The 14014-nt window shown below is 36.3% G+C and carries 10 protein-coding genes and 1 riboswitch; of the genes, 4 read left to right on the top strand and 6 right to left on the bottom strand.

The annotated features are described in order from the left end of the window. Positions 1–45: 45 nt before the first annotated feature. The 5 genes from D1094_RS07145 to D1094_RS07165 all read right to left on the bottom strand — a co-directional run bounded on the left by D1094_RS07145 (position 46) and on the right by D1094_RS07165 (position 9627). Positions 46–1653, bottom strand: a complete 1608-nt coding sequence (locus tag D1094_RS07145) for a methyl-accepting chemotaxis protein (RefSeq protein ID WP_118959404.1) — start codon at positions 1651–1653, stop codon at positions 46–48. Between the two features lie 140 nt (positions 1654–1793). Then, positions 1794–5027, bottom strand: a complete 3234-nt coding sequence (locus D1094_RS07150) for an amidohydrolase family protein (RefSeq protein WP_118959405.1) — start codon at positions 5025–5027, stop codon at positions 1794–1796. Positions 5028–5085: 58 nt separating this feature from the next. Further along, positions 5086–5649, bottom strand: coding sequence for a hypothetical protein (locus tag D1094_RS07155; RefSeq protein WP_118959406.1), 564 nt, complete (start codon positions 5647–5649; stop codon positions 5086–5088). 10 nt (positions 5650–5659) lie between these two features. Continuing rightward, on the bottom strand, positions 5660–7516 hold the full coding sequence (locus tag D1094_RS07160; RefSeq protein WP_118959407.1) for a lipopolysaccharide assembly protein LapB: 1857 nt from the start codon (positions 7514–7516) through the stop codon (positions 5660–5662). 170 nt (positions 7517–7686) lie between these two features. Continuing rightward, positions 7687–7769, top strand: a riboswitch (cyclic di-GMP riboswitch). 79 nt (positions 7770–7848) lie between these two features. Then, positions 7849–9627 (bottom strand): DUF885 family protein, encoded by a 1779-nt coding sequence (locus D1094_RS07165; RefSeq protein ID WP_118959408.1) that lies wholly within the window; start codon positions 9625–9627, stop codon positions 7849–7851. A 170-nt stretch (positions 9628–9797) separates the two neighbouring features. Here D1094_RS07165 and D1094_RS07170 point away from each other — a divergent pair, with 170 nt between their 5' ends. Then, positions 9798–10766, top strand: coding sequence for a GGDEF domain-containing protein (locus D1094_RS07170; protein WP_118959409.1), 969 nt, complete (start codon positions 9798–9800; stop codon positions 10764–10766). An 8-nt stretch (positions 10767–10774) separates the two neighbouring features. On the opposite strand, the gene orn is transcribed toward D1094_RS07170, so the two are convergent. Beyond that, the gene (orn, locus tag D1094_RS07175; protein ID WP_118959410.1) at positions 10775–11320 is read right to left on the bottom strand and encodes an oligoribonuclease; all 546 of its coding nucleotides are present in this window, start codon (positions 11318–11320) and stop codon (positions 10775–10777) included. Between the two features lie 181 nt (positions 11321–11501). Between orn and rsgA the strand changes: the two genes are divergently transcribed. The 3 genes from rsgA to D1094_RS07190 all read left to right on the top strand — a co-directional run bounded on the left by rsgA (position 11502) and on the right by D1094_RS07190 (position 14012). Then, positions 11502–12566, top strand: coding sequence for a small ribosomal subunit biogenesis GTPase RsgA (rsgA, locus tag D1094_RS07180; protein WP_118959524.1), 1065 nt, complete (start codon positions 11502–11504; stop codon positions 12564–12566). A gap of 63 nt (positions 12567–12629) precedes the next feature. Beyond that, positions 12630–13466 carry an archaetidylserine decarboxylase gene (asd, locus tag D1094_RS07185; protein ID WP_118959525.1) on the top strand — a complete coding sequence of 279 codons (837 nt, stop codon included), beginning with the start codon at positions 12630–12632 and terminating at the stop codon, positions 13464–13466. A 165-nt stretch (positions 13467–13631) separates the two neighbouring features. Next, positions 13632–14012 carry a BlaI/MecI/CopY family transcriptional regulator gene (locus tag D1094_RS07190; RefSeq protein ID WP_118959411.1) on the top strand — a complete coding sequence of 127 codons (381 nt, stop codon included), beginning with the start codon at positions 13632–13634 and terminating at the stop codon, positions 14010–14012. The last annotated feature ends 2 nt before the right edge of the window (positions 14013–14014 follow it).

Below are 14014 nucleotides of genomic sequence, written 5' to 3' on the forward strand. Positions count from 1 at the left end.
AGTAGATTATAAATATCAGCTGTTTTGTCTTAGATTGCAAGCAAACTAAAGCTTAAACTTCGCTAGTTGCACATTTAACTCATAAGCTAACGCTAGTAGTTGCTCGCTAATTTCTTTCCCTCGAATAGCGTCTTCACTTGATTTTTCAGCAACATTACTGATAGAAACCACGTTGATATTGATTTCATCAGCCGCTAAGTTTTGCTGTTTCGCTGCACTAGATATCTGACAATTTAACTCATCAAGCTCTTGAATCTCTTCACTGATATTCACTAGTAAACTGGCAACATTGGCTACATCTTCAGCCTTTTCATTCGCTTGTTGACTAACTTCATTCATAGAGTCAACAGCGCCCTTAGCACCTACTTGTAAAGTGCTAATGGTGGCATTAATTTGTTCTATTGACTCTCGCGTTCTAGTCGCTAAAGAGCGAACCTCATCTGCAACAACAGCGAAACCACGTCCTTGTTCACCAGCGCGTGCTGCTTCTATTGCCGCATTCAAAGCTAATAGGTTTGTTTGCTCAGCTATCGCGGTAATAACTTCTAATACAGAGCCTACTTCATTGGTTTTACTACTTAACTCTGTGATCATTTCTGTGTTTTCATTTACTTTATCACGTAGTTCATTAATGCCTTTCTTCGCTTGCTCCACCAATGCTAACCCTTGTGAAGCCCGCTCATTTGCCGTTACTGATTTGTCAGCAGCACTTTGTGTATTATGTTGAACTTCATGAGCCGATGCATCAAGTTCATTAATGGCAGTAGCAACTGAATCAGTACCATTTTTCTGCTCGAGTACAGCAGTTCGAGTTAACGATGATATTTCATCAACATGTTTAGCTGACTCCATTAATTGCTCAGTTGCACCAGAAATTGAAATAAAGCTTTGTTTAAATTTCGCCATCATATTATTAAGTGCGATGCTGACAGCACCCAACTCATCCTTATGATTGACTGTAATTTGTTTGTTAAGATCTAAATCATTTTCAACGGTTTGAATAGTTTTACTTAATCTTTCTAAGCGGTTAAAAATTAATTTCTTTAAGATAAGGCTTAAAACAGCAAAACATATTAGAGTGATAATAAATTGCAGAATTGCGGCTTTGGTAATTGAACTTGCAATATCACTATCAACACGAGATAAATCATATGTTAGCTTCACTGCACCAAGCACTTCATTTTCTTCAACTTGATGACAAGTTAAACAATTGGTGCCTCGATAATCTTTACTCGCCTTAATTGGCATAATAAAACTCATCATACGTTTTCCATCTAAAGAAAACTGCTCAAACGCTTTTTCTCCTGCTACACCTTGTTGCTCAAATTGACTGTTCGCACTTTGATCGGCATGGCCAGCGCCAAACGTTTTATTTATTGACGCTGAACGTATTATTCTCGCTTCAACAATATCGTCTTGGCTAAGGATTTTATCTTGTATTAATTTTCGATTAGCAATAGTGCCTGTTAACATCATGGTATTAACAGAGTCAAAATAATTTAATGCTAAACTTTCTAAGTTTCGCTCAACAAAGTGCTCAGCGAGCTTCTTCTCATCATCATAAAAAAAGAAGATAGTGGTACTTAAAAAGACCAGACCAATTAGCGTGAATGCTAAATTTATTTTTTTAACTAACGACAATTGCAACAACATAAAACCCCCGTGTTCAACCAAATAAAAATTCAGACATTGGTTGTTTTTCTCTATCCTGAGACCTTTAGCCTACTTTATTTTATATAGCTTTTGTTCTTACATTTAAAAAACTTATCGCTTTATTGATCTAAACAGTAAAATTATTCAAAGTAAAAGGCCTTACGTTTACGATCATAATTACCGATTTCATTCATGGTATCAGCATTATATAAACGGCCGTTAACCATAGTAAAAATCACTTTATCTGTTGCGCGAATATCTTGGCTAACATCACCATCAATCACAACTAGGTCAGCCAATTTACCTGCTTTTATAGAACCGAGTTGCTTAGCCAAACCAAGTGTTTTAGCTGGTGATATGGTTGCTGTTTTCAACGCCTCTAATGGCGACATGCCACCTTGAGCCATCATCCACATTTCCCAATGCATCGCTAAACCTTCACGTTGCCCGTGACCACCTGAGTTAACTTTAATCCCAAGATCTTGAAGCTCTTTTGCTCCTTTAGCCACGTTAATATGATTGTAATGGTGATGTGGCGCTTTAGTACGTCGCATTGAGCGAGGTTCTAAAAACTCGCTTGGTACAAACTTGCTTAATCGAGGGTGCAACCATACGTCTGTGGTGTCATACCAGTAATGTTCACCTGATATTCCTCCGTAAGCAACACCCAGAGTTGGCGTATAGGCCATCTCTGATTGTGTCCATAGCTGCTTAATGTCTTCATAGATTTTAGCAACAGGAATAGAATGTTCTAACGTTGTATGACCATCAACAATCATTGTTAGGTTGTGCTGCAATAAAGAACCGCCTTCAGGAACGACTAACATGTTTAAATCACGAGCGGCTTGAATAAACTGCTGTCTTTGATTGCGACGTGGTTGGTTATAACTTTTAACACTAAATGCGCCAGCAGCCTTTAATCGCTCAACGTGAAAACTTGCATCATCTAGACTATCAACATGTGATGTATAACCAGGCAGAGTTGCACCGTATAAAATTGTCCCCGTAGAAAATAGTCGTGGAGCCACTATTTTGCCTGCTTTTTGCATTTCACTGGCGGCAAAAAACTCCGTAGTATCATTAGAGGGATCATGAATTGTTGTGACACCAAATGCTAAACTAGCGTAATTCTTCCAGTTTTGTTGAGGGATAATTTCACTTTGTCCTTGCGAGCCATGTGCATGTGCATCAATGAAGCCTGGTACAATACTTTTACCCTTGATATCAATAATCTTTGCTGAACTTGGGATATTAATGTCACCTTGTTGTCCTACGGCAACAATTTCATTTCCATCAACGACAACCACGCCATTCTCAATGATATTATCATCTTCCATGGTTATCACTTTACCGCCAACAAAAGCCACAACGCCTTCTGGCCTATCAACTTTTTTCTCATAAGCTAAATCAGTCGATTTAACAGTATCACCTTGATTACTTTCTTCGCTTTCACTGTCTTTAATTTCAAATAAACCACTAATATCGCTTTGATATAGGGTTGCGCCTAAATTCCAATACAACTGATCTGAACCAGCACCCCAGCTTATGCCTTCCCCTGCTCTGTTTGATAATTTTTTCACCGGTAAGTTAACTGCTTTTGGTCCAATATCAATAACGTTTCCACGCTCAATCATCGGTGTAACATAAACATTAAAGCGTTCTGCAAATGCCAAATATTCACCGTTTGGTGAAACACGGTATTCCGTAGCAAACTTCCCTTGATACAGCGCCTGTTCTTTACGTGTATTTATATCGACGCTAGATAAATGAGGCTTTTTCCCCGAACGCAGTACATAAACCTTGTCATTAGCATTTCCGAAATGGGGTTTAACACCCTGCTCTGTAATTAATTTAGCTTTTGCTTTCTTAGACTCGCCTTTAGCCGACACAATATAAATACCTTGGCGTAACCCCCATTTAGGATCGGTTATATAGCCACCTCTTATTTTGCGATATACAACCGACTTTCCATCAGGAGAAAAACTTGGCTCGATATACTTTCCAGGCTCTTGTAATAGTGATTTACTTTTACCGCCCTTACTAGAAATAACTTTTACTTGCCCTTGCTCTTTATCATTCCAAGTCACATAAACTATTTTTTTACCATCACGAGAAAAACTTGGATTCAGTTCAAAGTGACTGTTTTGTTTCGTTAAACGTTTAGCTTTACCGCCTGAAATTTTGCGCTTATAGATATAACCCATAGACTCAAACACAACATATTTCCCGTCAGGGGAAACGACAACATCTCTCAACATTTTAGTCGTGAAACGCTGTTGTTCTATTTGTTGCTCGAATTGTAATGCTGTTTGGATCTTCTTGGTGGTTTTTACATGAAAATCAATTTTTGTTGCTTTTTTATTAGCTAATGATAAACGTTTTATCTTGCCGTTATCCCAAAAAACTAACCCATTACTATCAGGTAACCATGCAATCGTTGGATATACGCCATGTATTGCCCATGTTTCTTGCATGTCACGCTCTAAATCAGCATAGACTAATGTTTCTTCACCGCTTTTCAGATCATATAAATAAAGATTAGATTGAAAGTCATCGCGGCTAATAAATGCTAAATAACGCCCATCAGGTGACGGAGTCGGTCTAATAGCGCCACCTTTTCCTGAAATAACAGTGGTTATTTCACCGTTATCTAAGGCTAAGCGTTTAATCTTATAAATACCTTTAATTGAGTCTTTTGAATAATGAAAAGTCTTACCTGGAGTTGCATCTTGAGAAAAGTATACAAATTTACCATCATGTGAAAAACTCGCTTCACCAAGATCTTTTTGCTCATTCTCTCTTGTGGTTAGTTTCACACCTTTACCACCTGTTTTATGGTAAAGCCACACTTCACCAGCCCCTAGTGATCGTGTTCCTGTAAAATGCTTACGCCCAACAAGGTATTCGCTATCAGGTGACCAAGAAGGGCTATTCAATAAGCGAAATGTCTCATTGGTAACCGCTTTTGCATTACTACCATCACGGTTCATAATCCATAAGTTATCGCCGCCATCTTGATCAGAAGTAAAGGCAATGTATTGACCATCAGGGCTAAATTTAGGCTGCATTTGCCATGCAATATCTGTCATTAGCGGCCGTGCTTCACCACCTTCGATAGGAAGCAAGTATATATCTCCCAATAAATCGAACACAATTTGTTTGCCATCAGGACTAACATCTACATTCATCCATGTGCCTGAGCTCACATCAATAGTTGCTGATTTGAAGACGCCTTGCGGCTCATTTACTGACCAAGCCTTATTATCTTTTTCATCTTTTGTAGTTGGAGGCGAGCTTGTTTCTGCGGCATTAAGGTGAAGGGATAGCGCTGCTATTAGCAGCGCGTTTAACACTTTGGGTAAAAAAGTAGTCATGTATTAGCCTCTTTTTCAATGGGGGTTATTGAATCAATTGATTATAGAGTAGATAAAACTATTTACTGTTAGCTGCTTTTCTTATTAATAACTGCTTATCAGCTAAATCATTCGCAGAAATTAAGGACTTATTTAAATCATCATTAAGGATCAATAAAGCCTCTACTAACGAAATAAAACCATTTAAATTATTAACAGACCAAAAACGTTTAGTATGCTTTTCACTTTGTAGAACCTTAATAAACGCTTTAAAAGCTTGCTCATCACCACTAGCAAAACATTTTTTTGTAATGCTCTGCAATCTACCCTTACCTTTCAAACAATCTCTAAATATTGCTGCATAGTTATTCACTAAAGGAGAGATAATGTCATAGTAATGAATTAATTGATCATTTTGCTGCTCTTGTGCTTTTTCTTTAAGCCGTATTAACCGACTTTTCGCAAACTCTTCATTCTTTGATGCTAGAAGTGCCATAGAGTCGACCAAGTTTTTATTTTCTTTTATTGTCGTTTGCGTTTCTCTTTTTTGAGTAATGATAATTCGTTGCAGCTTTTCAGCTCTTAAAAAAAAGTACACACTAATAATAACGAATAAAGCCGTTATTGCGAGGACAAAAAACATCATGTCACCTTTATAGATCTTTAGATTCTGTTAATTTAGCTAAAAAGATATAAGGGTCTATATCTTTAAAATTAGGTGTTTTAATTGCATATTTACTTAAAATAGAAAAGTCACCAATACTTGCAATAAACCTTACTTGTAAAGCTTCAGATAGTTTATCAACTTTTTGTACAATTTCATCTTCATTTTGATACTCGAATAACAATAGATATTCACCTTCATTTAATATACCTGCACAATCATACTCATCAAGGTGCTCAGAAATCACTTTTGCAATATCATTACACACTTCATTAATAATTGATTTTTTATTAAACCTAAACGTTAATTCTTGCCAATTATCTATAGTTAAAGACACAACAGTTAGAGGATATTGATATTGCCTTGCTTTTTTATAAAGTAATTGGTAATTGTGCTTTGTGTGCATAGACTTTAGAAAAAAATTAGCTGGGGTTTCTGCCTCTTGATACACCAAAGAAAGACGCTTAGCCCTAATTCTAAAAAAGAAAAATAATAAAAGAGCCAAAAGTAATAAGCTAACCAAAGACAAAATAAAGATGATCGCATTTTGCTTTTTGAATTTAGCATCAAAACTGCTGCTTAATTCACTTTTTTCAGCCATTTTTATCGTTAATTCTCTAGCTAAATCTAACGGTTCAATTGTTTCTTTTTCATCTTCAGAAATAACAGAAGAAAAATAACTTGGTATCAAATCTAGCCTTTTTTGTTGTTTATTCTTGTTTTGAAGCGCTTGACTATATTTTTCTTGCCATAAGAAGGCTTTTTGATATTCCTGCTTGTTGAAATGCATTTGGCTAACCATGTTATAAAAGCTCAAAACATCTATATTCATTTCACTTTCAACGATTAACGTCTGTATCTCATTTAACAGGATATAAGAATGCTCAAACTCCTTTCTTTTTAATTTAATTTCAGCAATGTAAATAGCGGTCTCAACATAAGGTAATATCATGTTTCTTTTTTTATAAATGTCATTCGCGCTCGACAGCTCTAATAAGGCATTGTCTAAATCATTTTGTTTATAATAAACAATACCAATTCCTTGCTGTGCGTTAGCGACATTTATATCAGCACTCTTCTTCTGAGCATATTTTTTGGCCTCCCAATAACTGTTGTAAGCGTCATCAAATCGTCTTAAGGCTAAATAGGCATGCGCCATTTGGATATATGTTTGATCTAAATTAGCCAATCGAGATAATTCAAACCTTAGCGTCAAAACTTTATTATGAATGGTAAGAGCGGTTTGATAATCGCCTAATGCTTGGTAAGCTTTCGCTAAAATAGTTAACAATTCAATGTGTTCAGAAAAAACTTTATTTGATGAAATGCTTAACTCTACTTGTTCTAAATCCATTAACGTTTTTTGATGTTTGCCTAGCATTGCAAACGCTACGCTACGATAACCTAAAGCAAAGAGTTTATATTTAACATTGTTGGTCATTTCACTCTGAACTACTGCTTGCTCAGCAGCAGAGAGTAGTAATGAGAACTGCTTTTTAGTCACATAAATTTCTGCTAACTTTAATGTTAGACATAATCTTATTTTTTTATGAGAAGTGTTTACAGCAAGACCATCCAAAGTAAACTGGTACGCTTTATCAATATCCCCCTTATTCGTCGCAACATCTGCTAATAACAGAAATAATTTTGCAATAACATCACTTGGATACTCGTGTTTGTTTGGGATTATTTTTTTTGAAAGTGAGGTGATTTGTTCCGCTTTGAGATCTTCTTTATCTTTGGCCAAATATAAAGCAACCTGATCAATTAATAGCATTTGTTCATTTACTTTATCTTGCGCAGCAAAAACCGATGAACTCAACAAGAAAGTGAGCAAAACCTTCATTAAAACAATCTTTTTTCTCAAAAAAACCACCAAATCCCTATATTTTTAACAACAATAAAAACAATAACTTAACCTTTTTGTTCACGACAAATTAACAACATTAACTTTGTGTAAACCTTCGTGGTGTTTACATCGAGAATACTTATTCTATAATGAGGGTGAGTTCTAATACTCGACAAGGGCAAACCTAGTGAAAACTAGAGACGCAAAGTTACCGGTCTAATGGGAAACCTATGATAGCGGGACTGCCAGATTAGATATAGTGGGGGCTTATCTTATTTAGCAGCTTCTATTGAAAGTTTCTTCCGATATCTTTGCGTGCCTTCCTCTTGTTATTCTTTCTGCTCCATTGATGATTCCTTGTGATCAATGTATTCCTTAATGACTTTTTCAAGCATTGATAACGGCATAGAACCATTCTTTAATATTTCATCATGAAACTCTCGTACATCAAAATGTTCACCCAAAGCCTTTTCCGCATCTTTGCGTAAGCGCTTAATCGTTAGCTCCCCAATTTTGTAAGATAATGCCTGACCTGGCCATGAGATGTATCGATCAATTTCAGTCTTGACATTATGTAATGACAAAGCCGTATTGTCCGCTAAGAAATCCATCGCTTTTTGGCGGCTCCACCCTTGAGTGTGCATGCCCGTATCAACCACTAACCTGCAGGCTCTCCACATTTCATAAGTTAACCGACCAAAATCATGATAGGGGTTTTCATACATCCCAGCTTCAATACCCAAATATTCAGAATATAACCCCCACCCCTCACCAAAAGCAGAAATATAAGTACGATTTCTAAACTTTGGTACATCTTTCATTTCTTTTGCTAATGCGATTTGCAAATGATGTCCAGGTACCGCTTCATGTAATGTTAACGCTGTAAGTACGTATAGTGGCCTTCTATCTAGTCGATAGGTATTTACCCAGTAATTCCCTGGTTGATCATCTCTAGAGGGGCCAGAGTAACGACCTGTTGTGTACTTAGGTGCTATATTCGCTGGCACGGGTATAACACCATATGGCGTTCTAGGTAAGGTTTTAAATAATGCAGGTAACTTTGCATCCATTTGCTTAGCAATATATGAAGCTTCCTTAATCAATCCTTCAGGTGTTTTTGCGTAAAACTGAGAGTCGGTTCGTAAGAAGGTCACAAATTCTTTGAAGCTACCATCAAACTCAACCGCCTTGATAATATCATTCATCTCAGCTTTTATACGTTTAACTTCCAACAAACCTTTTTGATGCACTTCTGCTGCAGTTAAAGGTAACGTGGTGTAGTGCTCTACTCTATTTTGATAATAAATTTCACCATTAGGCAGGCTTGCAGCAGCAATATTTTCTCGAGCCTTTACTTGGTATGTATCCACCATAAAGTCATAAAAGTCTTGATATGCTGGCATTACCTTATTCACTAATACTTGTTTAGCTTCTTCTGTTAGCTTCTTTTTTTGCTCAGATGAAACCTGATTCGACATATTTTTAAAGGGTTTGTAATAACCACTGTCTTCAACGTTTTCCTTAATATAAGCTGCTATTGACTCTTCAAACCCCTTTAATACTACTTTAGGTTGAGTAATACCCACTTGAATTCCCTTTTCCATCCAACGAGTTTGCTGCTGAAAATAATGAGGGATCGCTTTCAACCTCGAAATATAATCTTGATAATCTTGTACCGATTTAAAATTTACTCGACTTGCAATATTTGCTATCCAAACATGAAAACCCGATTCAGCCGTTAACGGCATGTAGTGTTCTTTGTTAATGTAACTGTCAAGTTGGTTTTTTAAACTGTATGTTAAAACTGACCAGTTAATTTGATTTTCTTTACTGAGTTTATTTTTATCTAAGGCATTTAACGCTTGAAAAATTGTCAGTCTTTGCTGATGCAGGTTTTCTAAATTTTCAGCCGATAAATCAGGTAATTTGGCGTTATTATCACCAGCTAAAGGTTTATTAAAAGGGCTACTTTGTTGATAGAAAACTTCATGTTGTTCAATAATTTTTGCCAACTGCTCATTAGCATCCTTTTTTGTACTTTTATCTAAAGTTGAAACTGAACAAGAGACCAGAAAGAAGCACAGTATGAAGGTATAAATTTTTTTCATGAAGTTTACTCTGTTTTAAAGACATAGTTACTCTAACAAACTTCAACAAAAAGAAAAGACAAAGAACTAAATACAATATAAAGTGCAAAATAAGTTACATAATACCACTAGATTTTTCCTAACATTTTCGAGAGAATACTCCTGCCTTATAGATGTGAATAAATAGACCCATGAAGTATCACGACTCTATACATGAAGCAGAGCAAATCATGGCTCGCACCATAGAACAACTTAACCAATGGGGGTTACCTGTTAACCCTATCAATTATGCTGTTGGTTATGAGTACAGTAAACAAAATACCCCTAAGCTAAGTAAGTGTATCAATGACCAATTACTTATCTCCAGTAGTCTCAATGGCTTTTTTATGGAATCTCTTTATAAAAGTCATGTACTTGAGCAAAGTAAGTTCCGCTTTGATATTATCTCAGACTTACATAAGCTACTCAGTACAACGCAAAAGAATTCACAGCAAAGCAGTCATTCTGCAGACAAGCTTATCTCAGACTTTGATACCAGTATTCCACAACTACTTTCCCAAGATAAAGCAGAAGTTATTCAAGCTGTCGAGGCGTTAGAAGCGGCAACACAAGCTTTTAAAAAACAACAAGAGCAACTTAATAAGCAATTACAAATAGCTCAAAGAGTGAATCAAAAACTTAATGATGAATTAACCATTGCAAAGCAGAGTGTCGATTTAGATCCTGTTACCGGTTTATTTAATAAAGAAGCCATTATTAGACATATTAACGCTTGGCTAAAACAAGACAGTCAACCTGTCATGATTGCAATACTCGTTAAGGTCAATGATTTTGAGAAATTTTCTCAAGAATATGGCTTACTATTATCTGATGTCATTTTAAATAAAGTAGCAAATAAGGTGGCTAGCTATGTTGATGAAAGTGGCTTATCTTCACGCATTAGCTTTGATGAATTTCTCTTATTCGTCCCAAAAATCAGCATAGATACAGCGAATGAAATCAGTAAAAAAATATCACTTGGCGTAGAAAAGCTCAGATTTGTAAGTGCTAAATCAAAGGTGACTTTACCTCAAATCACCATTGATTATGCTATTGATAATATTAGTTTAAGTGAGTCGCTATCTGTGATTACAACTCATCTTAGAAATAAACTACCTTAGAATATCTATTATTCTTTAAAGAAATACTGGCGATAAACTTTAAGCTCAGCAATAGACTCTTTAATATCATCAAGCGCTAAATGAGCCCCAGTTTTAACAACTTTATCAAGTACTTCTGGCTTCCAACGGCGGGCTAACTCTTTTACCGTACTAACATCTAAGTTTCTATAGTGAAAAAAGTCCTCAAAGTCTGGCATGTATTTATTGATGAATCGTCTATCTTGCCCGATGCTATTTCCACACATTGGAGACTTTCCTTCAGTTACATGTTGCTTCACAAATGAAAGTGTTTGCTTAGTCGCTTCACTTAACGTTATTTCACTATCACGACAACGCTGAGTTAACCCAGATTTTCCATGATGCTCAATACACCATTCACTCATGTTATCTAATACGTTGTCAGGCTGGCTTATAGCAAAGACTGGCCCTTGGGCAATTATATTTAATTGGCTGTCTGTTACTATGGTCGCAATTTCTAATATCACATCAGTTTCAGGCTCTAATCCTGTCATTTCTAGATCAAGCCAGATTAAATTTGAGTCACTACAAGTCATAAATTTCCCTTAAAAAAATGCACAAGCATTGGTAGACAATTGTAAGTATAATACGTCAGATATTATCACGATGATATTTCTTTCGTGAGTAAGGTATAATACTTAAATAAAATTACAATGTATGGCCATCTCTTTTTGGCTGAATTTGTTTCAAGGTGAATGGCAATATGAATATCTAATTATGGCTAAAGTAAAAAAATTAACTAAAGGTCAACTTCGAAGAATTAGAGCTAACCATGACAAAAAACTTCATGGTCAAAGTAAAAAGACTAAAAACAACGAGCAAATTCATTGGCAAGATAATGAATTAAGTGAACCTCAATCAGGCACTATCATTAGTCGCTTTGGTCAACATGCTGACGTAGAAAGTGAGCATGGTGAAGTGTTCAGATGTAATCTTAGGCGCTCTATCGAATCACTCGTTTGTGGCGATAAAGTACAATGGCGCCAAGGTAAAGAAACTGAGCACAGCATCAATGGTATTATCGAAGCAGTACATGAAAGAGACTCAATGCTCTCTCGCCCTGATGTCTATGATGGATTAAAACCTATAGCAGCCAACATTAGTCAAATTTTAATTGTTTCATCAGTATTGCCTGTTTTTAATAGTGATATTATTGACCGCTATTTAGTCGCTGCCGAACAAACAAAAATCACACCTGTGATCGTATTAAACAAAATTGATTTACTAGATGAAGTTTCTGAAGAAGAGCAGGCTGTTATAGAAAAACAACTACAAATCTACCGTGATATTGGGTATCAAGTATTGTATGCCAGTAGCAAGTCAAATCACGGGATTGACGTAGTAAAGGAGCAATTGGCAGAACATACTAGTATCTTTGTGGGTCAATCAGGTGTTGGAAAGTCAACTTTAGTGAATGCTTTAATGCCTGACTTAGGATTGTTAACACAAGAAGTTTCAGAAAACTCAGGTTTAGGTCAACATACTACAACTGTTGCTCGCCTATACCACTTTAATGATGGTGGAGATTTAATCGATTCCCCTGGTATACGGGAGTTTGGCCTTTGGCATTTAACACCAGAACAGGTTTATCATGGTTTTATAGAGTTTTCTCCCTTTATAGGAATGTGCAAATTTAGAGACTGTAAACATCAAAAAGATCCCGGCTGTGCACTGATTAATGCACAAGAAAACAATGAAATTACTGCCAAACGTTTAGCGAGTTTTCAACGAATTCTAGCAAGCTTAGGTGATAACAAATTAACATCTCGATTTAACGATTAAGGAAACCAAGTGTCTTCACAAAATTCATTTTCAGACAAAGTAAAAATTGCATTGCAATATATTATGCCAAAGCATTTTTTATCACGTTTAGTAGGCAAATTTGCCGCAGCCAAAATGGGGTGGCTAACAACTAAAGCAATTAGCCAATTTATCAAAGCCTATGGCATTAATATGGGTGAAGCAAAACTAAAAAATGCTAGTGATTTTGAAACCTTTAATGACTTCTTTACCCGTGAACTTGAAGAGGGTGCTCGTACCATAGACAAAGATGAAAGCACACTATGTTACCCCGTTGATGGTGCAATTAGCCAGCAAGGTGATATTGTAGATGGCCAACTGATACAAGCCAAAGGGTTTGATTACAGTTTAACCTCATTGCTTGGTGGTGATGCTCAAACAGCAGAACCATTTCAAGATGGTAAATTCTCTTGTATCTACCTAGCTCCCAAAGATTATCATAGAATTCACATGCCAATGGCGGCCACACTGCGTGAAATGATTTACGTACCTGGCGAGCTATTTTCTGTGAATCCTTTAACGGCACGAAATGTTCCCGGGTTATTTTCACGTAATGAACGCGTTGTTGCGATATTCGATACTCAATTTGGTCAGTTAGCCATGGTATTAGTTGGTGCAACAATCGTTGCCAGTATTGAAACAAAATGGGCAGGTACAATTACACCGCCAGCAGGAAAAGATGTATTCCGTTGGAAGTACCCTACTTCAGGCGTTGATGCCATCACTTTTGAAAAAGGTGATGAAATGGGTCGATTCAAACTTGGTTCGACCGTAGTCAGTGCATTTTCACCAAACATGGTTGAATTTGAGGCCAATGCAGGACCAGGTACGGTCACTCGTTTAGGTGAGCTTTATGCTACCGTCAACGAAAAACAGCATTAGAAATAAAATTAAAACAAGAAGTTAACGTTAATAAAATAAAAAGGTTGCTCATTTATTCTCCACAAGATACGATTAAGTTCGTATCTTGTTACAATGTTCTACAAATTTTCACCTTTGTAAAACATGATTTTATCAATAAGCGAGTAAGCTCGAAAGGAAATGTAAATGGCGCGTGATAATTCTGCAGTAAAGCCTACCGAGGCTGAATTAACATTACTTAATGTACTATGGCAAATTGGTCCAGCAACAGTAAGACAAATCCACGAAACAGTTAGTACAACACAAAAAACAGGTTATACGACTGTACTTAAAATATTGCAAATAATGCATGAAAAATCTCTAGTGATTAGAGATGAGAGTAACCGAGCTCATGTTTATGCTGCAGCAAACAGTGAAATGCATACGCAATCTTCACTGATAAAAGATCTTATAAGTAAGGCTTTTGGTGGTTCAACATCTAAGTTAGTCATGAGAGCGATTGATGAATCAACCAGCGCTCAGGATATAGACGATATTCGCCAACTTTTAAATTCACTTGAAAAATAGAA

Origin of the sequence: Colwellia sp. RSH04 (genome assembly GCF_003545765.1) — a bacterium.
Lineage (GTDB): Bacteria > Pseudomonadota > Gammaproteobacteria > Enterobacterales > Alteromonadaceae > Colwellia.

What these genes read in the sequence shown, in the direction of transcription:
- D1094_RS07145 (WP_118959404.1), bottom strand. Translation starts at nt 1,653, where the DNA reads ATGTTGTTGCAATTGTCGTTAGTTAAAAAAATAAATTTAGCATTCACG.
- D1094_RS07155 (WP_118959406.1), bottom strand. Translation starts at nt 5,649, where the DNA reads ATGTTTTTTGTCCTCGCAATAACGGCTTTATTCGTTATTATTAGTGTG.
- D1094_RS07190 (WP_118959411.1), top strand. Translation starts at nt 13,632, where the DNA reads ATGGCGCGTGATAATTCTGCAGTAAAGCCTACCGAGGCTGAATTAACA.
- orn (WP_118959410.1), bottom strand. Translation starts at nt 11,320, where the DNA reads ATGACTTGTAGTGACTCAAATTTAATCTGGCTTGATCTAGAAATGACA.
- D1094_RS07160 (WP_118959407.1), bottom strand. Translation starts at nt 7,516, where the DNA reads ATGAAGGTTTTGCTCACTTTCTTGTTGAGTTCATCGGTTTTTGCTGCG.
- rsgA (WP_118959524.1), top strand. Translation starts at nt 11,502, where the DNA reads ATGGCTAAAGTAAAAAAATTAACTAAAGGTCAACTTCGAAGAATTAGA.
- D1094_RS07170 (WP_118959409.1), top strand. Translation starts at nt 9,798, where the DNA reads ATGAAGTATCACGACTCTATACATGAAGCAGAGCAAATCATGGCTCGC.
- D1094_RS07165 (WP_118959408.1), bottom strand. Translation starts at nt 9,627, where the DNA reads ATGAAAAAAATTTATACCTTCATACTGTGCTTCTTTCTGGTCTCTTGT.
- asd (WP_118959525.1), top strand. Translation starts at nt 12,630, where the DNA reads ATGCCAAAGCATTTTTTATCACGTTTAGTAGGCAAATTTGCCGCAGCC.
- D1094_RS07150 (WP_118959405.1), bottom strand. Translation starts at nt 5,027, where the DNA reads ATGACTACTTTTTTACCCAAAGTGTTAAACGCGCTGCTAATAGCAGCG.